At 66.9% G+C, this 21,195-nt stretch carries 16 protein-coding genes; 6 read left to right on the plus strand and 10 right to left on the minus strand.

Annotated features, from left to right (window positions below; translation table 11 throughout):
* On the minus strand, positions 1–1,854 hold the full coding sequence (lepA, locus tag ACLH0K_RS09380; protein ID WP_411373369.1) for a translation elongation factor 4: 1,854 nt from the start codon (positions 1,852–1,854) through the stop codon (positions 1–3).
* Between the two features lie 160 nt (positions 1,855–2,014).
* On the opposite strand from lepA, the gene ACLH0K_RS09385 reads away from it, so the two are divergent.
* Positions 2,015–2,557, plus strand: a complete 543-nt coding sequence (locus tag ACLH0K_RS09385; RefSeq protein WP_411373370.1) for a type II toxin-antitoxin system PemK/MazF family toxin — start codon at positions 2,015–2,017, stop codon at positions 2,555–2,557.
* A 180-nt stretch (positions 2,558–2,737) separates the two neighbouring features.
* Positions 2,738–2,998: a 30S ribosomal protein S20 gene (rpsT, locus tag ACLH0K_RS09390; RefSeq protein WP_138133777.1), complete on the plus strand. Its 261-nt coding sequence runs from the start codon at positions 2,738–2,740 to the stop codon at positions 2,996–2,998.
* A 68-nt stretch (positions 2,999–3,066) separates the two neighbouring features.
* Here rpsT and holA read toward each other — a convergent pair whose 3' ends face one another.
* From holA to ACLH0K_RS09430, 8 genes are all read right to left on the minus strand, one after another.
* Entirely contained in the window at positions 3,067–3,960 is an 894-nt protein-coding gene (holA, locus tag ACLH0K_RS09395; RefSeq protein ID WP_411373371.1) for a DNA polymerase III subunit delta, read from the minus strand.
* Positions 3,909–6,005, minus strand: a complete 2,097-nt coding sequence (locus ACLH0K_RS09400) for a ComEC/Rec2 family competence protein (RefSeq protein ID WP_411373372.1) — start codon at positions 6,003–6,005, stop codon at positions 3,909–3,911. Before ACLH0K_RS09400 ends, holA begins: the two co-directional genes overlap by 52 nt.
* 1 nt (position 6,006) lies before the next feature.
* Complete coding sequence (locus ACLH0K_RS09405; RefSeq protein WP_411373373.1) at positions 6,007–6,897, minus strand: helix-hairpin-helix domain-containing protein; 891 nt, start codon at positions 6,895–6,897, stop codon at positions 6,007–6,009.
* A 60-nt stretch (positions 6,898–6,957) separates the two neighbouring features.
* Entirely contained in the window at positions 6,958–7,953 is a 996-nt protein-coding gene (locus ACLH0K_RS09410) for a DegV family protein (RefSeq protein ID WP_411373374.1), read from the minus strand.
* 63 nt (positions 7,954–8,016) lie between these two features.
* Positions 8,017–10,539: a leucine--tRNA ligase gene (gene leuS, locus ACLH0K_RS09415; RefSeq protein WP_411376449.1), complete on the minus strand. Its 2,523-nt coding sequence runs from the start codon at positions 10,537–10,539 to the stop codon at positions 8,017–8,019.
* A gap of 255 nt (positions 10,540–10,794) precedes the next feature.
* A complete protein-coding gene (gene glpK / locus ACLH0K_RS09420; RefSeq protein WP_411373375.1) occupies positions 10,795–12,309 on the minus strand; it encodes a glycerol kinase GlpK in 1,515 nt (504 codons plus the stop codon).
* Positions 12,310–12,366: 57 nt separating this feature from the next.
* Positions 12,367–13,116, minus strand: a complete 750-nt coding sequence (locus ACLH0K_RS09425; RefSeq protein ID WP_411373376.1) for an MIP/aquaporin family protein — start codon at positions 13,114–13,116, stop codon at positions 12,367–12,369.
* A gap of 93 nt (positions 13,117–13,209) precedes the next feature.
* Positions 13,210–15,063, minus strand: a complete 1,854-nt coding sequence (locus ACLH0K_RS09430) for a glycerol-3-phosphate dehydrogenase/oxidase (protein WP_411373377.1) — start codon at positions 15,061–15,063, stop codon at positions 13,210–13,212.
* Between the two features lie 65 nt (positions 15,064–15,128).
* Here ACLH0K_RS09430 and ACLH0K_RS09435 point away from each other — a divergent pair, with 65 nt between their 5' ends.
* From ACLH0K_RS09435 to ACLH0K_RS09450, 4 genes are read left to right on the plus strand one after another with little or no spacing between them, the layout of a single operon-like run.
* The gene (locus tag ACLH0K_RS09435; protein WP_411373378.1) at positions 15,129–16,103 is read left to right on the plus strand and encodes a sugar-binding transcriptional regulator; all 975 of its coding nucleotides are present in this window, start codon (positions 15,129–15,131) and stop codon (positions 16,101–16,103) included.
* Positions 16,104–16,113: 10 nt separating this feature from the next.
* The gene (locus tag ACLH0K_RS09440; RefSeq protein ID WP_411373379.1) at positions 16,114–16,983 is read left to right on the plus strand and encodes an aldo/keto reductase; all 870 of its coding nucleotides are present in this window, start codon (positions 16,114–16,116) and stop codon (positions 16,981–16,983) included.
* A gap of 6 nt (positions 16,984–16,989) precedes the next feature.
* Complete coding sequence (locus ACLH0K_RS09445) at positions 16,990–17,919, plus strand: alpha/beta fold hydrolase (RefSeq protein ID WP_411373380.1); 930 nt, start codon at positions 16,990–16,992, stop codon at positions 17,917–17,919.
* A complete protein-coding gene (locus tag ACLH0K_RS09450; RefSeq protein ID WP_411373381.1) occupies positions 17,916–18,992 on the plus strand; it encodes a glycosyltransferase family 4 protein in 1,077 nt (358 codons plus the stop codon). The genes ACLH0K_RS09445 and ACLH0K_RS09450 overlap by 4 nt, the downstream gene beginning before the upstream one ends.
* On the opposite strand, the gene ACLH0K_RS09455 is transcribed toward ACLH0K_RS09450, so the two are convergent.
* Positions 18,989–21,133, minus strand: coding sequence for a primosomal protein N' (locus ACLH0K_RS09455; RefSeq protein WP_411373382.1), 2,145 nt, complete (start codon positions 21,131–21,133; stop codon positions 18,989–18,991). The genes ACLH0K_RS09450 and ACLH0K_RS09455 overlap by 4 nt on opposite strands.
* Between the last annotated feature and the right edge of the window lie 62 nt (positions 21,134–21,195).

A 21,195-nucleotide genomic window follows, 5' to 3' on the forward strand; every position in this document is an offset into this window, starting at 1 on the left:
CTACTTCTTGGCCTTGTCCTTGGACTCGTCGGTGGTGAGCGCGGCGATGAACGCCTCCTGCGGAACCTCCACGCGGCCCACCATCTTCATGCGCTTCTTGCCTTCCTTCTGCTTCTCCAGCAGTTTGCGCTTACGCGAGATGTCGCCGCCGTAGCACTTGGCAAGGACGTCCTTGCGGATGGCCCGGATACTTTCACGCGCGATGATCCGGGAACCGATGGCGGCCTGGATGGGCACCTCGAACTGCTGCCGCGGAATGAGCTCGCGGAGCTTGCTGGTCATCATCACGCCGTAGGCGTAGGCCTTGTCCTTGTGGGTGATGGCGCTGAAGGCGTCCACCTGTTCGCCCTGGAGCAGGATGTCCACCTTGACCAGATCAGCAACCTGTTCGCCGTCGGCCTTCCAGTCCAGGGAAGCGTAGCCCCGGGTCTTGGACTTAAGGATGTCGAAGAAGTCAAAGACGATCTCGGCGAGCGGGATCCAGTAGCGCAATTCCACACGGTCCTCGGAGAGGTAGTCCATCCCCTTCATCTGCCCGCGGCGGCCCTGGCAGAGCTCCATGATCGCGCCGACGAACTCGTTGGGGGCCAGGATGGTGGCGGACACCATCGGTTCGCGGACTTCCTTGATCTTTCCAGCCGGGAATTCGCTGGGGTTGGTGACGGTCAGGACGCTCTTGTCCTCGAGCGTAACCTCGTACACCACGTTGGGTGCGGTGGAGATGAGGTCCAGGTTGAACTCCCGCTCCAGGCGTTCCCGCACGATTTCGAGGTGCAGCAGGCCCAGGAAGCCGACGCGGAACCCGAAGCCCAGGGCGGCCGACGTTTCCGGCTCGTAGATCAGGGCGGCGTCGTTGAGCTTGAGCTTGTCCAGCGCGTCGCGGAGGACCGGGTAGTCCGTGCCGTCCAGCGGGTAGAGCCCGGAGAACACCATGGGCTTGGGATCGGCGTAGCCGCTGAGGGATTCCGACGCCGGCTTGGCAAGGTTGGTGACGGTGTCGCCAACCTTGGACTGGCGGACGTCCTTCACGCCGGTGATGAGGTAGCCCACCTCACCGACGCCCAGGCCCTTCGACGGGGTGGGCTCCGGGGAGCTGACGCCGATTTCCAGGAGCTCGTGGGAGGCTTTGGTGGACATCATCTGGATGCGCTCGCGCGGGTGGAGCATGCCGTCCACCACACGAACGTACGTGACCACGCCGCGGTAGGTGTCGTAGACGGAGTCGAAGATCATGGCGCGGGCGGGGGCATTGGCGTCCCCCACGGGGGCCGGGAGGTCCGTGACGATCTTGTCGAGCAGGGCTTCGACGCCTACGCCGGTTTTGCCGGAGACCAGCAGGACGTCCCCGGGGTCGCCGCCGATCAGGTTGGCCAGCTCCGCCGCGTACTTCTCCGGCTGCGCCGCCGGCAGGTCGATCTTGTTGAGCACCGGAATGATGGTGAGGTCGTTTTCCATTGCCAGGTAGAGGTTGGCAAGCGTCTGCGCCTCGATGCCCTGGGCCGCGTCCACCAGCAGGATGGCACCTTCGCAGGCTGCCAGGGAGCGGGACACTTCGTAGGTGAAGTCAACGTGGCCGGGGGTGTCGATCATGTTCAGCGCGTAGCTCACGCCGTCGACCTCCCACGGCATGCGGACAGCCTGGGACTTGATGGTGATGCCGCGCTCACGTTCAATGTCCATCCGGTCCAGGTACTGGGCCTTCATGTCGCGTGCCTGCACTACGCCGGTGGACTGCAGCATGCGGTCGGCCAGGGTGGACTTACCGTGGTCAATGTGCGCGATGATGCAGAAATTCCGAATGATGGCCGGATCTGTCGCGGCGGGCACCGGGGCGGTGCGGGCCATGGGAGACACGCAGGGTCCTTACTGTTGGCTTTATCGCGGCATGCCGCCAGGATCACCCGAAAAGGTCCCTGCGGTCCGCCGCACATCGTCAACCTCCAGTGTCCCACGTCCGGAGCGCTGGCACCGCATCCCGGCAGCAGTGCGCAGGGGACGGTTATAGGGTGGCGTCATGGCATTCAAACTCCTGGACCTTCGCCACGCCGTCCGCGCCGGTCTCAGGCTGCTGCGCGCCGGCGGTTCCACGGGGGCCGGAAACGGAAGGACATCCGGCGCTGCACCCCGCGGATCCGCCGGGGCGGGCCATGGCAGCGGCACCTATCCTGGTGATTTCCACGGGCGCGCGTCCGTCCGGTACTCACCGGACCCCGATGGCGCGCCGGACCCGGGCGAAGTGGTGTGGGCCTGGGTCCCCTACGAGGAGGACCACTCCCGGGGCAAGGACCGCCCTGTACTTCTCGTGGGGCGCAGCGGCCCCTATCTGCTCGGGCTGATGCTCACCAGCAGGGACCGGGTGCCCGCAGGATCCGCGGCCGGGGACTACGTGGACGTCGGCGCCGGCGGCTGGGACCGGCTATCCAGGCCCAGTGAGGCACGGCTGGACCGCATCCTGCAAATCAGTCCCGGAGGGATCCGGCGGGAAGGTGCAGTGCTGGAGCCGGGACGGTTCGAGGCGGTGGCTGCCGGACTGCGGCGCAGGCACGGCTGGACCTAGCTCCGCGGCCGGCTGCGGAATGGCCAGACGGGGAGCTGACCTGCTATTATTTTCAGCTGTGTGTCCGTGCAGGTCGACGGCCACTGATGGTTGGCCGCCATAGGTATCCCCACGCCGCTCAGTCAATGGCCAATCTGACAGCCCTCTAGACCATTTCCGCATTACAAAGAGAGTTCACACGTGGCGAATATCAAGTCCCAGAAGAAGCGCATTCTCACCAACGAGAAGGCACGCCTGCGCAACAACGCAGTCAAGTCCGAGCTGAAGACGGCGATCCGCGCGGTCAACACCGCCGTTGAGTCCACGGACAAGGACGCAGCTGCCGCTGCCCTGAAGGTTGCCAGCCGCAAGCTGGACAAGGCCGTCAGCAAGGGTGTTCTGCACAAGAACAACGCAGCGAACCGTAAGTCGGCGATCTCCAAGAAGGTCAACGCACTCTAAGGTTTCCAGTTCCTGCGAACTGATGATGTGGCCGGTACCCTCGGGTATCGGCCACATGTCTTTAAGCCCTACCTTCCCTGAACGGACATAGCTATGACCGTTACTGCGTGTTCAACGGCGTAGACGGGATCGCGGGACAGCCCCTTCACCTGCGCGTCAGCTTCGGCTGTCGCCTGGATGGACCGGACGAGTCCCTCTGGCGTCCAGCGGCGGACCTCCCGCTGGGCCTGTTCCACCAGCCAGGGCTGCATGCCGAGTTCGGCTGCGATCTGGGCTGAAGAACCGGACGCGCCTGCCACCCGGGCCACTGTCCGCAGCTTGGCTGCCAGCGCTGCCACGAGTGGGACCGGATCCGCCCCGGTAGCCAGGGCGTGGCGCAGCGTGGAGAGGGCAAGAGGGCCGTTTCCCGCCATCGCCGCATCCGCCACCTTAAAAGCTGTCGCTTCGATCCGCCCGCCGTAGTACCGGTCCACGATGTCCGCCGTTACGGCAGAGCCGGCGTCGGCTATCAGCTGGCTGCAGGCAGCCGCCAGCTCCGAAAGGTTGGCCCCTACTGCGTTGACCAAAGCGAGGACGGCCTGCTGGTCGATCCTCCGGCCGGCGGCCTTGAACTCGGCGCTGACGAAGGCCATTTTGTCGGCGTCTTTCTTTAGGGGCTGGCAATCCACGACGGGCCAGCCCCCTTTCTTGACGGCGTCGAGGAGCTTCTTGCCCCGTGTACCCCCGCCGTGGCGCAGGACCAGGACGGCGTCCGGCTCGGGGTGTCCCAGGTAGTCAAGGGCCTCGGCCAGGAACGCCTCGTTCAGGGATTCCACGCCTTCGACCTCGATGAGCTTGTTCTCCCCGAAGAGTGACGGGCTGACCTGCATGGACAGAGTTCCCGGCTCGTAGGCCGCGGCGCTGATGCGGCTCACTTCGACGTCCGGGGAGGACGCGCGGACCTTGGAACGGATGCTGTCCATCGCCCTGATCCCCAGGTACTCTTCCGGCCCGCTGACCAGGACCACGGCCGCCGGTGCTGCTTCGCGCCAGGCGGACGCGTCCGGGGCCGGGGAACGGGTTGCTCGCTTTTGCGCAGCGGCCATCGGGGATCCCTTCGGGAGAGTCTGGTGGAGTATTCCAGCCTGCCACGTTCATGGCTGAAGACAAAGCGGCAGCGGTGCCGCAGCAACGTGAGCTGCTGCTCCACCTGTCCAAGCAGGGCTTCCGTGCGCCGGTGGGCAGCCCGGGCAAGGCGGACAACCTGCCCCGGACGCGTGGCCGCCCAGGCAGCAGCCAGCGTCAGGCCGGAGAGAAGGAGCATGGTCAGCATCCCGTAAATCCCTTCCGGCCACGGCAGTGATGACCCTGGCAGCCCGGCGGCGAACCGCGCGGTGGCGGCAACGCCAGCACAAAAAGTTCCCGCCACCGCGATGAGTAAAAGTGCGGGCCAGGGCGCCACTGCCACGATGGGAACGGCTGCCGTACCCAGCAGTGTCACCGGGGCCACCAGCGGGGCGGCGGCCACGTTCGCCAAGAGCGAGTACGGCGAGAACTGTGGCTGGAGCAGCACGATGACGGGCCCGCACAGCACCTGCGCGGACAGGGGAACGGCCACCGCCGCGGCAGCCCAGCGGGGAACAAAAGACGGGGTCCAGTCAACCAGGGGCCGTCCCAGCACGATGATCCCCAGGGTCGCGAGGACGGAGAGCAGGAAACCGAAGCTGCCGCCCAGCCCGGGATCAATGAGGAGGAGGCCTATCACCGCCAGGCAGAGGAAACTCAAGCCCCGTCCGGAGCGCCCGCCCGCGAGGGCGGCCACCGCTACCCCTCCCATCAGTGCCGCCCGCAGGACACTGGCGTCCGGGCCAACAAGGATCACGAACAGGCCTAAACCACCCAGGGCCGCTGCGGCAGCTAAGGCCCGCGGCAGCCGGACCCCGCGGGCAACGAGCAGCAGGGCGCCGAGTACCAGGCTGCAATTCGCCCCGCTGACCGCCGTCAGGTGCGTCATGCCCACCGTTTTCATCGAGTTTTCCAGTCCCTTGTCAAGGGCGCTGGTGTCCCCTGTCACCATGCCCGGAAGCAGCCCGGCCGCGTCCGGTGCCAGGAAGGCGGAGGCGGCCACGAACCGCATCCGCAGGTCCTTCGCGGCACGCTCAAGCCCTGATCCGCCCGTTGCCCTGCCCGGAGGTGATGAAGCGGAAAGGGTGCCTGCTTCCACCCTGCCCGGGTGGGCGGGTGCAAGTTTCCCTGTGGCCCGCACTGTCTGGCCCGGCACCAAAGTGCCCCACTCGCCCGTGCCCGTAACCACAAGTTGTGCGCGTGTTCGGAGCAGCATGCCACCGGTGGCAACGTCCGCCGTCCATACCGGCACTGACCACCGCACCGGCGGCCCTGCCTGTCCCGCCATGCCCAGGGCACGCGGGGCGCCCGCCACCTCGACGACGGCCACCGCTGTTTTGCCCGACGCTATGGCTTCGGCAAGTGGACCGTCGAAGCGCTGGCTCGAGGCCGCGGAGGAATGCGCTGCGGCAGCGGCCGACAGCAAGAGGCCAGCAGCGGTGGTCGCAGCGAAACTGCGCCTCGCAGGATAGCGGCTGGCCGGTTTTGTCCGCAGCACAGTGGCCAGCAGTACTGCTGCGGTGCATACTCCGGCCAGGCACAGGATGGCCAGGGGCAACGGCGGCAGCCACAGCCCGGCAACGGAGGCCGCCCAGACCATGGCCGCGGGCAACGCAAGGCGAATATCGGTACGGCGGCGCGGGAACTTCCTCCCGGCGCCGTCCCCGTTTCCTCCTTCCCCGGCGCCGGAGCCTCTCTTCAGGTACCCTGTGATGCGTGCACGAAGCTCCTTGACGGCAGGCGGCTTCTGTCCGCCATGCGGGAGGCTTGTGGTGGCCGGCCCGGTGCCGGCGCCCCGGGCTTCACCGGCGGTAACGGCGGATTCAATAAACCTGCTCCACGGGCTGGACCTCCGGCGCCCCGCACCGGCAACCATCCCTGCCCGTTTCTCTTGGCCGCCCACGTCACACCGTCACCAGGGGCAGCAACGACTCGAGCATCTTCGGTCCCACACCGTCCACGGCGTCCAGTTCATCAACGCTTTTGAACGCCCCATGTTCCTCGCGCCAGTCGACTATCCGTTGCGCCAGCACAGGACCAACCTTCGGCAGGGCGTCCAGCTCGGCGACACCCGCGGTGTTGAGGTTGACCTTGGAACCGGGCGGATCCGCTTCCCCGCCGGCAGGACCGGGTATGCCGGACTGGTCCTGAGCCGCTGGAGTGTCTTCGCCCTGCCGTGGGACGTGGATTTTCTGGGCATCCTCAAGGACGAGCGCCAGGTTGAGGCGGTTCAGGTCTGCATCCGGGGTGGCACCGCCTGCGTGATTAATGGCCTCGTGAACCCGGCTTCCCGCCGGCAGCTGCACAACGCCGGGAGACGAGACGGCCCCGGCAACATGGACCACGACGGTACCGGCTCCGGAGGCGCCAGGATCGGCGCTGCCCACAGCGCCGGCATCAGCGGCAGTGCCGGCGCCTTCGCCCACAGTGCCGCCAGGAAGTGCTTCTTCCGTGCTGGCGGCACCGGCCAGGGGAAGGACCTCCGGCCGGCCGGAGGACGTTTGCCACCAGAAGAACAGTGCTGCAGCCACAGCCAGGACTCCCAGCAGGATGGCGGCACGCAGTGCCAGCCGCCAGCGCAGTACCGGCCCCGCCTCCGCCGGCTCCGCGTCCCCGCCCGGCCGGGAGTCAGGGCGCGGACTGTTTGAAGCAGCATTGCCCGGGTCCCGGTATTCAAACTCCTGGCCTGCAATCTCCTGCGTCAGCAGCCCGCGCGGCCCCCCGCCCAGCGTCGCCTGGAGCCTGGCCCTGGCATGGCGCGCCGGACCACCTGCTTCAGCATCCCGGCGCGACATAACTTCAGGCTATGGAAACGCTCCCGGGCAGGACAGGAGGTCCGCTGCTATGTGGACAGCCTACGGGGAACCGGGTAACGATGCGCCGGCCCCGCTGTCCCGGCCGACGATGACCGCCAGGACACCAAGGCCGGCGTGGGCGGCCAGCACGGCGGGCAGCGAGCTGATCTGGGCGGGCGGGCATTTCGGAAGCGCTGCCGCCAACCGGACGGCAAGGCTTTCGGCCTCCGCCGGATTCCCGAAATGGTGGACGGCAAGCCGGACAGACGTTCCGGGGTGCGCCTGCGCCTCGGCAGCCACGACCTCCTCGAGCCGCGCCACCGCCCGCGCGGACGAGCGCACTTTTTCAAGCGGAACGATCTTGCCGCCCTCTACTGCGAGGATGGGCTTGATGGCCAGCATGGTTCCCAGGAGGGACGCGGCTGCGCCAATCCGCCCGCCGCGGCGAAGCTGCTCCAGGCTGGGGACATAGAAGTACACCCGTGTCCGTCCGGCCTGGCCCGCAGCGGCAGCGGCTGTCTCGGCAGCGCCGGCGCCGGCGGCTGCCGCTTCCACGCCGGCCTGCACCGCCATGCCCAGGGCCATGCCTACCGTCCTGGAGTCGACCACTTCCACGGGAATGTCCACCCGGGCCGCGGCAAGGCGCGCGGCGTCCGCAGTGCCGGAAAGATCGCCGGAAATATGGATGGAGACGACCGACTCGTACCCTTGGCGCAGGGCGGCGCGGTACGCCTGCTCAAACTGCCCGGGGGACGGCCTGGACGTCTTGACCGGGGTACCTGTGGCCAGCGCCAGCGCGATGGTCTCCCGGATGTCGTCTTCACCCTCGCCGTAAATGTCCTGCCCCACCATCACGGGCATGGGAATGACCGAGAGCAGTCCTTCCACCCCGAGCCCGGCAACCCAGGAGGCCGGCAGGGCGGCAGCGGAATCTGTGACGACGGCCGTCCTTACGACGGCGAAGTGGACGCCGTCGGTGCGCGGACGCGGCGCGAAGCGCAGGCCGGCCAGCCGGGCGCGGAACCACCGCCAGGCAGCAGCGGAACTCTCGGTCAACAGGCCTCCCGGTCGGAGTGGCCGGCCACCGGATGCTTCCGGTGGCCGGATCCGGCGCAACTGCTAGGCCGGGACGATGTTGACCAGTTTAGGTGCCCGGACAATCACCGTGCGGATGCCGCGGCCGTCCATGGCGCGCTGGACGTTTTCCGAGGCCAGCGCCAGTTCCCGCAGCTCGTCTTCCGAAACGTCAGGTGACACCTCGAGCCTGTCCCGGACCTTGCCCTGGACCTGCACAACCGCGGTTACCGTGGCCTGGACCAGCAGCGAAGGATCGTGGGCGGGCCAGCCGGCATTCGCCACCGAGGCAGGGTGGCCCAGGATGTTCCACATGTCCTCGGCGGTGTAGGGGGCAAAAAGGCTGAGGATGACGGCTACGGCTTCGGCTGCTTCCCGAACGGCGGGATCAGCGCTGCCTGCACCGGAGTCGATCGCCTTGCGGGTGGCGTTGACCAGTTCCATCAGCTTGGCCACCACAACGTTGAACTTGTTGGCGTCCAGCAGTTCCGCGGCGTCGGCGATGGTGCGGTGCGTCACGGAACGGAGGGCACGGTCGCCGCCGGTGAAATCGGTACCCGGTGCACTGGCCACGTCCTGCGCCAGGCGCCAGGCGCGGGCCAGGAACTTGGCCGACCCGGACGGCGACACGTCTGCCCAGTCCACATCGTCCTCGGGCGGGGAGGCGAAGACCATGGTGAGGCGGACGGCGTCGACGCCGTACTTGTCCAGCTGCTCCCCCAGGTCCACGCCGTTGCCCAGGGACTTGCTCATGGCCTTGCCGCCGTTGAGCACCTGGCCCTGGTTCAGCAGCGCACTGAAGGGCTCATTGGCCTCGATCATGCCGAGGTCGTTGATGACCTTGGTGAAGAAACGGGCGTACAGCAGGTGCAGGATGGCGTGCTCCACGCCGCCCACGTACTGGCCCACCGGCATCCAGTCGTTGATCTTCTGCGGGTCGAAGGGACCTTCGGTGTACTGGGGCGAGACGAAGCGCAGGAAGTACCAGGACGAGTCGACGAAGGTGTCCATGGTGTCCGTGTCACGTTTGGCCGGACCGTGGCAGGAGGGGCACTCCACGTTAACCCAGGACTCGGCAGCAGCCAGGGGCGAGGTGCCCTTGGGCGCGAGGTCCTCGCCGCGCAGGTCCGAGGGCAGGGTGACGGGCAGCTGCTCGTCGGGAACCGGCACCTCGCCGCAGGACGGGCAGTGGATGATGGGAATGGGGGTGCCCCAGAAGCGCTGGCGGCTGAGCAGCCAGTCGCGGAGCCGGAAGTTGACGAACTTCTCCCCTGTACCCTGGCGCTCCAGAATGGCGATGGCGGCCGGAATGGCTTCAGCCTTGGGCAGGCCGTCCAGCCCGCCGGAGTTGATTAGGGTGCCTTCACCGGCGGTGGCAACACCGGACACCGCGGGATCCTCCTCGCCGGTGTCCAGTACGGCCCGGACAGGCAGGCCGAAGGTGCGGGCGAAGTCCAGGTCGCGCTGGTCGTGCGCGGGCACAGCCATGATGGCCCCGGTGCCGTAGTCGGCGAGGACGTAGTCGGCGGCCCAGACAGGCAGCTTTTCACCGTTCAGCGGGTTGATGGCATAGCGCCCGGTGAACACACCGGTCTTTTCCCGCTCGGTGGACTGCCGTTCGATTTCGGACAGCGCCTTGACCCGTTCGCGGTACTCGTCCAGGGCAGCGGCGTGTTCGTCGGTGACGAGTTCCACGGCCAGCGGAGCATCCGCCGCCACAACGAAGAAGGTGGCGCCGTACAGGGTGTCCGGCCGGGTGGTGAACACCGTGACTTCCTTGGCGGGCTTGCCGCCGTCGGCTTCAATCACGAAGTTGACGTGCGCACCCTCGGAACGGCCGATCCAGTTCTTCTGCATTGCCAGGACGCGCTCCGGCCAGTGGCCGCGCAGCTGCTCCATGTCGTCGAGCAGCCGGTCCGCGTAGTCGGTGATCTTGAAGTACCACTGGTTCAGCGACTTCTTGGTGACAGTGGTGCCGCAGCGCTCGCAGGCGCCGTTGACAACCTGCTCGTTCGCCAGGACTGTCTGGTCCTTCGGGCACCAGTTGACCGGGGAGTCCTTGCGGTAGGCCAGCCCGCGTTCGTAGAACCGCTTGAAGAGCCACTGGGTCCAGCGGTAGTACTCGGGATCAGAGGTGTGCAACCGGCGGGACCAGTCGGCCGAAATGGCGTAGCGCTTGAAGGACGCGGCCTGGGTGTCGATGTTTGCGTAGGTCCACTCGCTGGGGTGGGCGTTGCGCTTGATGGCGGCGTTCTCGGCCGGCAGGCCGAAGGAGTCCCAACCGATCGGGTGCAGCACGTCGTAGCCCTGCTGGCGCAGGTAGCGGGCCACCACGTCGCCCATGGCAAACGCTTCGGCGTGGCCCATGTGCAGGTCGCCGGACGGGTATGGGAACATGTCCAGCACATACCGGCGCTCCCGCGATCCGTCGTCGACGGGCGTGAAAACCTTCAGGTCTTCCCACACCTGCGGCCACTTGGCCTCCATCGCCGTGAAGCTGTACGTACCCTCCCCGGGTGCTTCCGCTGCCACTGCTGCTCCGGTTTCTGTCTCCGGCTGAACGCCCACTGCTGCCCTCTTCTGTTCTGTTACGGCAGCTTGTGCTGCCATAACGGCCTGATCCTCCTGCTGCCCGCCCGGAAATCTGCCCGGACACACAAAAGCCCCTCACCATGGAGGGGCTGCCGCGCGGTTATCCGTTGTTTCGGATATCCGGCGGCTAGCTAAGCAGAAGGATCGCACGCATGTAACTACTTTAGCGCACCCTGGAAAGACCTGGCCGGGCCGGGGATCACCTCCCCGGCCCGGCCACCGTGGTGACGCTTACCGGACGTCTGCGTCCACCCAGTCCATGGACTTGGTGACGGCCTTTCGCCAGAGCCGCAGCTGCCGGTCCTGTTCGGCCTGGTCGAGCTGTGGTTCCCAGCGCTTGTCCTCTGACCAGTTGGCGGACAGTTCGCCGAGGTCCTTCCAGAAGCCGACGGCCAGGCCGGCCGCGTAGGCTGCTCCCAGCGCAGTGGTCTCGATGACCTTGGGGCGGATGACGGGGACACCCAGGATGTCCGCCTGGAACTGCATCAGCGCATCGTTGGCCACCATGCCGCCGTCGACCTTCAACTCACTGAGCGGAACGCCTGAGTCGGCGTTGACGGCATCGAGGACCTCGCGGGTCTGGAAGGCCGTGGCTTCCAGCGCCGCGCGGGCAATGTGGCTCTTGTTGACGAAACGGGTCAGGCCCACGATCGCACCACGGGCGTCGGACCGCCAGTAGGGGGCGAACAGGCCGGAGAAGGCCGGGACGATGTATACCCCGCCGTTGTCCTTGACCGCGGCCGCCAGCGTCTCCACCTCGGGGGCGCTGCTGATCATGCCCAGGTTGTCGCGCAGCCACTGGATGAGGGACCCCGTGACCGCGATCGATCCTTCCAGGGCGTAGTGCGGCGCGGCGTCACCCAGCTTGTAGCCCACCGTGGTCAGAAGGCCGTTCTTGGAATGGACGATTTCCTCTCCGGTGTTGAAGATCAGGAAGCACCCGGTGCCGTAGGTGTTTTTGGCTTCGCCGGTCTCGAATGCCGCCTGGCCGAACGTGGCAGCCTGCTGGTCGCCGAGGATCCCTGCCACCGGCGTTTCTCGGAGCAGCTGGGATGTGTGGACAGTGCCGTACACCTCGGAGGATGAACGGATTTCGGGCATCATGCTGCGCGGCACACCGAAGATGCCCAGGATTTCGTCATCCCACTGCAGGCTCTCCAGGTCCATGAACAGCGTGCGGGACGCGTTGGTGACGTCCGTGACGTGGACGCCGCCGTCCACCCCGCCCGTCAGGTTCCACAGCACCCACGCGTCGGTGTTGCCGAAAACGAGGTCCCCCGCTTCGGCTTTTGCCCGGGCGCCCTCGACGTTGTCAAGGATCCATCTGATCTTGGTGCCGGAAAAGTATGTGGCCAGGGGCAGGCCCACCTTTTCCTTGAAACGGTCGGCCCCGCCGTCCCTGGACAGCTCGTCCACGATGTCCTGGGTGCGGGTGTCCTGCCAGACGATGGCGTTGTACACGGCTTTGCCCGTGGTCCGGTCCCACACCACTGCGGTCTCCCGCTGGTTGGTGATCCCGACGGCGGCAATGTCGTGCCGCGTCAGGTTCGCCTTGGACAGGGCGGAGGCGATGACCTCGCGGGTGTTGTCCCAGATTTCAGCCGGGTTGTGCTCCACCCAGCCGGCTTTGGGGAAAATCTGCTCGTGTTCCATCTGGCCGGAGGACACGATCGACCCGCTGTGGTCGAAGATGATGGCGCGGGTGCTGGTGGTGCCCTGGTCGATGGCGATCACGTACTGGTTCATGATGACGTCCTTGTCTAGTCTTGTTTGGTCTTGATGGAGGGCTGGGGGACGGGAAAATCAGGACGCGGCGGTGACGATCACCGGCGCGTACCTGGCGACGATGCCGCCGAGGGCGCCGCCTACCAGGGGGCCGACAACCGGGATCCAGGAGTAGCCCCAGTCGCTGGATCCCTTGCCCCGGATGGGGAGTACGGCGTGCGCGATGCGGGGGCCGAGGTCACGGGCGGGGTTGATGGCATATCCGGTGGGCCCGCCGAGGGAAACGCCGATGCCGACCACCAGCAGGGCAACTGCCAGCGGGCCAAGGCCCGACGGCGTCCCGCCGAATGTGAGGATGACAAACACGAGTACGAACGTGCCGATGATTTCGGTGACGAGGTTCCACGGGGTAGAGCGGATGGCGGGGCCGGTGGAGAACACGCCCAGCTTGCTGGCAACCGTCTCCTCGGCGTCGAAGTGCTGCTTGTAGGCCAGCCAGCACACAACGGCGCCAAGGAACGCGCCCAGCAGTTCCCCGCCGAAGTATGTGAGTGTGGTGGCGGCATCAACGGGCACGCCGGGAGCGTATTCGGTCTTGCCGTTGACCAGCAGGCCCAGCGTTACGGCAGGGTTGAGGTGGGCACCCGATTTGGCGGCCACGTAGACGCCCGCGAAGACGGCGACACCCCAGCCCCATGTGACCATCAGGAATCCGCCGCTGTTGCCCTTCGTTCCGCGCAGGGCGACGTTTGCCACCACGCCGCAACCCAGCAGGGTCAGCATGGCAGTGCCAAATACTTCCGATAAGAACACAACTCCAAGAGACATCTTTGACTCCTTTGTTATTTTGTTATCGGTCCCCCGCGGTTTTGGCGGACCGTATTGGCAGGGACGGGTTGCCGCCCTTGCCGGCGTCCTGGCCTAAGCGACCAGGCTGTGCGTTTCCACCCGGTGGAACCGCTTCAGCACGTCCTGCGCGTGCTTGATCTCCGAGGCCCGCGCTGCTGCGTCCCAGTGCAGCGGTCCGGCCAGCACCTCTGCCAGTTCATTCAGCAGCTCGCCGGTGACCAGCCCGCGGAACGCGAGCGGGGTACGGCGGATGAGGACATCCACCAGGTGCCCCACCTGTTCGTGGGCGGCCATGTATTCGAGTTCACGGACACTTAGTTCGTGCGTGGAGTGCAGCAGCCGGTCGGGTCCGGCGTCGAGGTACTCCATGACCGCTTCCGCACGGGTGCCGTAGCGGGTCAGCAGCCCGGCCGTGCGGTCGGCGTCCCTGCCGTGGGCCATGTGCGCTTTGATCCACTGCTGCACGCCCGCTTCATCCACCGGGAATCCGGCACCTCCGCCGATGGGAAGCTGCGCCGTGGACACCTTCCGTTGCAGGCCCAGTTCGGTGAGGACCTCGTTGGTCATGTGCTCGGCCAGCGCGCGGAAGGTGGTCCACTTGCCGCCTACCAGGCTGAGCACGACGGCGCCTGTTGCGTCGGCTGCCGGGCCGCGCCGTTCGATCCGGTAGTCCCGCGAGACGAAGCCGGGCGAAGTGGCGTCGTGGCGCGGAAGCGGCCGTACGCCGGAGAACGTGTAGACAATCTGTCCGCGGTTAACCGGGATGGAGGGGAACACATGGCCGATCAGGTCGAAGAAGTACGTGATCTCCTCGTCGGTGCAGACGGCGTCCTCGGCCATATCGGCGTCCACGTCCGTTGTTCCCACCAGGACCCGGTCCCCCATCGGGTAGATGAGGACAATCCGCCCGTCCGTGTGTTCGAAGAAGATTTCCCGGCCCCGGCAGGCGGCCAGCAGCGCCGGGTTGTCCAGCACGATGTGGGAACCCTTGGTTCCGCCCATGAAGGTCGAGGCCTGTCCCATGGCCGCGTTGGTAAGGTCCACCCATGCGCCCGTGGTGTTGACGATAACGTCGGCCGTGAAGTCGAACTCCCCGCCCGTCAGCTCGTCGCGCAGCCGGACCGTGCCGCCCCGGCCGGTGCCCGGGTTGGGACGATCCGTCATGGACAGCAATGAGACGTAGTTGCTGGCGCGGGCGGCACCATCCCGGCCGGCCTTTTCACCGTCCTGCAGGACATCAAGGGTCAGCCGTTCGGGATTATGCACGGATGCATCAAAGTAGGTGGCTGCGTATTTTACCTCCGGGCGGAGATCCGGGAGCTCAGCCAGCGCTGCCTTCCGGCCGCGGAACTGGTGCCGCGGTACGCTGCCGCCGTCGCGGGAGAACGAGTCGTACAGGCTGAGGCCCAACTTAATCAGGAACGCGCCGCGCTCCTTCGGCCTGCCCTGCTGCTTGTGCGTCAGGAAGCGAAGCGGAGCGGAGAACACGCCGGAAAAAGTGCTGAAGACCGGAATGGTGGTCTGCAGCGGCTTGACGTAGTGCGGTGCGATCCGGAGCAGGCGGTTCCGCTCCACCACCGATTCCCGGACCAGCCGGAACTCGCCGTTTTCGAGGTAGCGGATGCCGCCGTGGATCATATGGGACGAAGCGCCACTGGCTCCCTGGCAGTAATCGCCCCGCTCCACGAGAGCCACATCCACGCCCTGCAGGGCCAGATCACGGAAAATACCGACGCCGTTGATTCCGCCTCCCACCACAAGCACCCTTGCATGCGGCCGCCTCCGGAGGGTTTGGACGGAGCTGCGTTCGGCTGCGGGGCCTGGTGCGGAGACGGGGTGATGGACAGCGGAATCTTTGGGTCCCAAAACTGCTCCCTTGGACTTCGTGGAGGTCCGGCCACACGAAAGGTGGGACGGCGTTCTCATCTATTGTTTGGAGCAATGGAAAATGGCGTCAAGGACTATGCACAAACGTGCAGGACGGATAATCAATGGACTCTTCGCGGCACGCTGATGCCCTCCGGGCTGCACAGATGTATTACCTGCAGGACCTCACCATGGACGCGATCGCGCGGGAGCTCCGCACCTCCCGGTCCACAGTGTCCCGCCTGCTCTCCGCAGCGCGCGAGTCGGGTCTGGTCCAGGTGCAGATCCGGAACCCGCTGGACACAGGGCCGGAGCTGGAGGGCATGATCCGGCGGAGGTACAACGTGGACGTCCATGTGGTTCCGGTCCTCGAAACCCTTAACGAGGCGGAAACCCTGGACCGGGTTGCCATCCAGGCGGCGCGCACGATCGGTCCGCTGGTGGACTCGAACGCAATTGTCGGCGTTGCCTGGGGATCCACGCTCAGCGCGGTTAGCCGGCACCTGACCAGGAAAATTACCCATGACAGCGTGATCGTGCAGCTCAACGGTGCGGGCAACATGCACACCACCGGCATTACCTATGCCAGCGACATCATGCGCCGGTTCGGCAGCGCCTACGGTGCGCGGGTTGAACAGTTCCCGGTACCTGCGTTTTTCGACCACGCGGCCACCAAAACGGCAATGTGGAACGAACGCAGCGTGCAACGCATCCTTGAGCTCCAGGCCAAGATGAGCATCGCCATCTTCGGGGTGGGGTCAGTGCACGCCGACTACCCCAGCCATGTGTACGCCGGCGGGTACCTGGACGAGGATGACCTGAACACGCTGGCCACCTCTGACGTGGTGGGAGACGTAGCCACGGTGTTCTTCCGGGCGGACGGGTCATCCGACGGTATCGTCCTCAACGAGCGCTCAACAGGGCCGGCGCTGTCACAGCTTCGGCAGGTCCGGCGCCGCATCTGCGTGGTTTCCGGCGTCTCGAAGATTAACGGCCTGCGCGGCGCCCTCGCGGCGAACCTGGCCACGGATCTGATCCTGGACGAAGCCACCGCGCGGAGGCTGGTGGGTTTCGAAGGGCTGGCGGGCCTGAATGGGTAGAGTCGATGCCATGAGAATGTCACCCCGGCTCAGCCTGAACAACGGTGTGCTGATCCACCAGCTCGGCTTCGGGCTGTACAAGGTGCCGCCGGCCTCCGCGGAAGGCCTCGTGGCCATGGCCCTCGCAGCCGGCTACCGCCACTTCGATACGGCCGCAATGTACGGCAATGAGCTGGGCGTTGCACGCGGCATCAATCCGCAACTCAGCCCCGGGGCAGGCAGCGGTGGTTCCGGCGAGCTATTTCCAGCCCTGTCCCGGGAGGACGTCTTCGTCACCACCAAGGTATGGAATGACCACCACGGTTACGACGCCACACTGCGGGCCTTCGATGATTCCATGGTCAACCTCGGCCTGGACTATGTGGACCTGTACCTCATCCACTGGCCCTGTCCCCGGAAGGGCCTGTTCCCTGACACCTACCGCGCCCTCGAAACGCTGTACCGGGAAGGCCGGGTCCGCGCCATAGGGGTCAGCAACTTCCAGCCCGCCCACCTGGACCGTCTGCTGCAGACAGCGGAGGTGGTACCCGCCGTCAACCAGGTGGAACTGCATCCCTGGCTGCAGCAGGAGGAACTGCGGCACAAGCACAAGGAACTGGGCATCATGACCGAAGCATGGAGTCCCCTTGGCCGGGGGCAGGTCCTGGATGATCCCGTCATCAAAGCCTGCGCCGCGGAACACGGCAGGACCCCGGCGCAGGTCATCCTCCGGTGGCATATGCAGTTGGGGCACGTTGCCATTCCCAAAGCCAGTTCTGAAGCGCGTATCAGGGAAAACTTCGACGTCTTCGGCTTCGAGCTGTCCGAGCGGGATATGGCGGCGCTCGCAGGCCTGGAGCGGGGCCACCGCACCGGCTCACACCCGGACAACGTGAATTAGGACCGTATGGAAACCAGCAATCCCGGCCGCTCCCCCGCGCCCGCCTACATCAGTCCCGGCCTGGCAGCGCGCACCACCGCCTCGACTGTGGAACTGGACGGCTCCACCGTCGCGTACTGGACTTACGAGCCTGAGCAGGCCACACCGGAAACCCGTACCATCCTGGTGATCCACGGCTTCCGCGGCGACCACCACGGCCTGCTGCGGGTGGCCGACCAGCTTCCCGGGATGCGGATCGTCATGCCCGATCTCCCCGGCTTTGGCAGGTCGGAGGCCTTCCGCTCGGGGGTTCATTCCGTGGAGCGCTACGGCCGGTTCATCACCGGTTTCATGGCATCCCTGGACCTCGGACCGGACACGGTACTCCTGGGCCACTCATTCGGATCCATCATCGCTGCACACTTCGTGGCGGGCCACCCGGACGCCGTGAATCCGCTGATCCTCATCAACCCCATTGCCGCCCCCGCGCTGGAGGGTGCAAAGGGGTTCATGACGCGGCTGGCCGTGCTGTACTACCGGCTCGCCGCCCGGCTCCCCCGTGCGGCAGGGCTGGCACTGCTGCGGAACCCGCTCATTGTCCGGGTGATGAGCGAGACGATGGCCAAGACCCGGGACCGTCAGCTCCGCGGTTTCATCCACGGCCAGCACCACGCCTACTTCAGCGCCTTCGCGGACCGCGACAGCCTCCTCGAAGCGTTCACCGCATCCGTCAGCAGCCATGTCGCTGAAGTGGCGCACAAGCTCAACCTCCCGGTCCTGCTGATCGCCGGGGAAAAGGACGAGATCGCCGCGCTCCCGGACCAGCACCGCCTTGCGGCGCTGCTGCCGGACGGCGAGCTCAAGGTGATTCCCGGCGTCGGGCACCTCATCCACTACGAGACCCCCGGGCCGGCAGCACACTACATCCGCAACTTCCTGAAGGACCACCCCGCGTGAAAATCGTCATTGATGCCCGTTTCACCAGGACGGACCACCACGACGGCATCAGCCGGTACGGCGCAAGCCTCATTGCGGCCGCAGCGAAGATCGCCGATGTGTCCATGCTGATCTCCGACGTCAGGCAGCTGGCGCTCCTGCCGGACGTCCCGTACACCCTGATCAGCAGTCCGCTCTCCCCGCTGGAGCTGTTTGTGGCGCGCAAGGTGAACGCCCTGGGCGCCGATGTTGTGGTGTGTCCCATGCAGACCATGGGAACCTGGGGCCGGAAGTACGGGCTGGTGCTCACCCTGCACGACCTGATCTACTACGAGCACCCGCAGCCGCCGGGGTTCCTGCCCGCGCCCGTGCGGCTGCTCTGGCGGCTCTACCACAAGGCGTTCTGGCCACAGCGCCTGCTGCTGGACCGGGCAGACACGGTGGCCACCATCAGCAGGACCACCGAAGCGCTGATCGCGAAGTACCGGTTGACCCGGCGTCCGGTGCGGATCATCGGCAATGCCCCGCAGCCCGAACAAAATCCGCGCCCGGCCGAGGCGGGGGCAGAGAAGTCCCTGGTGTACATGGGTTCATTCATGCCGTACAAGAACGTGGAAACCATGGTGGCCGGCATGGCGGACCTGCCCGGCTACACGCTTCACCTGCTGAGCAGGATCACGCCGCAGCGTCGGGCAGGGCTGGAGGCCCTGGTGCCGGAAGGCGCATCCGTGGTCTTCCACAACGGCGTCACGGACGAGGAGTACGGAGCCTTGCTCCGGACGGCAACGGCCCTGGTGAGCCTGTCCCGGGCGGAAGGATACGGGCTTCCGCTGGTGGAGGCGATGGCCGTTGGCACGCCCGTAGTCGCCAGCGACATTCCGATCTTCCGCGAGGTGGGCGGCGACGCGGCCTCCTACGTTGATCCGGATTCCCCGCATCAGTTCGCCCAGGCTGTCGCCGCCCTGCAGGACCCGAAAGCGTGGCAGGAAGCATCCCGGCGGGCTGTTTCCCGCGCACGCCAGTTCAGCTGGGACGAATCTGCCCGCCAGCTGGTGGACGTGGCCGCCGAAATTGTCAGGCGGCGGCGCCGCTAGAGCACATCCACGCCGTCGAGGCGCAGCTGGACCGGCTCCGTCAGGCGCTTGGCCGCTGCCGCTGCCCGGGCGGCCCGGAGCACGCGGACGACGACGGCCGCCTGGGTGAAAGGGAAAAAGAGCAGGGTTCGCACTTCCTCCGCTGAGCGCCGTTCCGGCGGCAGCCCGACGGGTAACAGCGGTGCGGGCCCCGCAGTCCGCAAGCTGACCCCGGCCGTTCCGAGTTCCGCTTCCACAGCACCGGTGTAGTGTTCGACGGCGGCCCTTGGCCCGGTGACGGAGGCAAGGCGCACTGCCGGCGGCAGTTGCAGTTCGGACCTCAGGGAAAGCTCCCGCTGGGCATAGCCGGCGGGATCCCAGCGCAGCAGGGCGCCGACGGCCGCGGTGTCCGCTGCCGTGACCACCACGAGTCCTCCGTCTGCGCCCGGGCGGACCAGGGCAGCCGCGTTGAACCAGCGCCGCACCGTGTCCTCTCCGGCCCGCAGGGACTCGCGGCGCAGCAGGGAATCGCCGTCCAACAGCAGGGCTGCAGCATAGCCGGCATCAGCCACAGGTTCTGCCCCCACGGTGGCCACCACCAGGGCTTTGCCGGCACTGACCGTTGCTTTCACCTGGTCCCCGGAGGAGGTGATGACGGTTGTTCCGGGAAAGGCGCGGCCCAGTTCTTCCGCAGTGCGCAGCACGCCGGTGGCGCCCTTCCGGATCCGTCTCCCGCCGCAGTGCGGGCACTTCCAGTCGGGGGCCGGTGTGGAGCACCAGCGGCACTGCGGCATCGCCGATGTGCCGCCCAGCGCCAGGGGCCCCTTGCAGGCCGGGCAGCGGGCAGGTTCCCGGCAGGTTTCGCAAGCCAGCGACGGTGCATAGCCTGCCCGGGCAACCTGCACCAGGACCGGTCCCCGCTCCAGGCCGTCCTTGGCAGCCCGCCAGGCTGCCCCGGGAAGGCGTGCCACCAGGGCCAGCGGGTCGCGCTCCTGCTCAAAGCTGTCCGCAGTGTTCACTACCCGGGGCACGGTACGGCGGACGGCCGGACGGTCCGACTCAACGGGGAGAACCCAGCCCGCGTCAACGAGGCGCTGGACCTCGGTGCTGCGGGCATGTCCGGCCAGCAGGCAGGCTGCACCTTCCTGCTCCGCCCGCAGGAGCAGGACCTCCCGTACGTGGGCGTACGGTGCGCGCTGCTCGATGTGGAGATCGTCGCCGTCGTCCCAGCAGGCCACCAGGCCAAGGTTGCGGACCGGCGCGAACGCCGCTGACCTGGTGCCGATGGCAACCCTCGCTTCGCCGGCCAGGAGGCGCAGGAAGTTCCGGTAGCGGGGGGTGGGGCCATCGTCGGCGGCGAGCCGGGCGACGGCGGCAGCGGGCAGGAGTCCGGCCAGCGCCGCCTCGAGCCGGTCCAGGTCCCGGTAGTCCGGAACGACCAGGACGGCTCCGCGGCCGGAAGCATAGGCGGCGGCAGCAGCTTCTGCCAGCATCCCCGGCCAGCCGCCCGGGCCGAACCCCTGCAACGGATTGAGGGCGGCGCGGGGGGAACCGCCGGCCGCCACGTGCCGGAGGAAAGCCGGGCCGTTACGGTACGCAGCCCAGGCGGAGTCCCCGGACGAAGGCAGGCTGGCCCCGCCGTTCGGGGTTGCGTGTTCCGGCAGGGGCGGTGCCTGGGGGCCAGGGTCCGGATACTCCTTTTCCAGGCGGGCAACCCGGGGCGGAACAGCCAGCCGGAGGACATCACTGACAGTTCCCGCATACCTGGCGGCCACGGCGCCTGCCAACTCCCGTACGGCGGGCGTCAGGACCGGGACCGGGGAAACCACTTTAGCCAGGGGCACCAGCGTGCCGCCGGCATCGGATTCCGCGACCCGTTCCAGCAGGTAACCGCCGAGGTCCTGGCCGCTGAAGCTGACCTTGACCCGGACCCCGGGCTGCGCAGCCTGATCCAGGGCGGACGGAACGGCATAGTCGAAGGGCCGGTCCAGATGGGGCAAGGACGACTCCACCAATACCCTGGCGACCGGCAGGTGGCTGGCCAGGGGTAGGCCGGCAGCCAGCTTCCGCGCCGGAAATCCCTGGAGCAGGGAAGGCTGGACGGCCTGTTTGGGTATGACGGGAACATCGGATCCGGACTGGACGGACCTGTCGGCAACCACCGGTGCTACCTCCGTTCAGCTTCCGGGTGGACATGGCCAGCCAAACACCAGGCACTGACATT

The organism is Arthrobacter sp. MPF02 (assembly GCF_046605375.1).
GTDB lineage: Bacteria > Actinomycetota > Actinomycetes > Actinomycetales > Micrococcaceae > Arthrobacter.

Coding starts and splice junctions, on each gene's coding strand:
- ACLH0K_RS09385 (WP_411373370.1), top strand. CDS start 2,015: ATGGCATTCAAACTCCTGGACCTTCGCCACGCCGTCCGCGCCGGTCTC.
- holA (WP_411373371.1), bottom strand. CDS start 3,960: ATGGACAGCATCCGTTCCAAGGTCCGCGCGTCCTCCCCGGACGTCGAA.
- ACLH0K_RS09405 (WP_411373373.1), bottom strand. CDS start 6,897: ATGTCGCGCCGGGATGCTGAAGCAGGTGGTCCGGCGCGCCATGCCAGG.
- glpK (WP_411373375.1), bottom strand. CDS start 12,309: ATGAACCAGTACGTGATCGCCATCGACCAGGGCACCACCAGCACCCGC.
- ACLH0K_RS09425 (WP_411373376.1), bottom strand. CDS start 13,116: ATGTCTCTTGGAGTTGTGTTCTTATCGGAAGTATTTGGCACTGCCATG.
- ACLH0K_RS09430 (WP_411373377.1), bottom strand. CDS start 15,063: ATGAGAACGCCGTCCCACCTTTCGTGTGGCCGGACCTCCACGAAGTCC.
- ACLH0K_RS09435 (WP_411373378.1), top strand. CDS start 15,129: ATGGACTCTTCGCGGCACGCTGATGCCCTCCGGGCTGCACAGATGTAT.
- ACLH0K_RS09440 (WP_411373379.1), top strand. CDS start 16,114: ATGAGAATGTCACCCCGGCTCAGCCTGAACAACGGTGTGCTGATCCAC.
- ACLH0K_RS09445 (WP_411373380.1), top strand. CDS start 16,990: ATGGAAACCAGCAATCCCGGCCGCTCCCCCGCGCCCGCCTACATCAGT.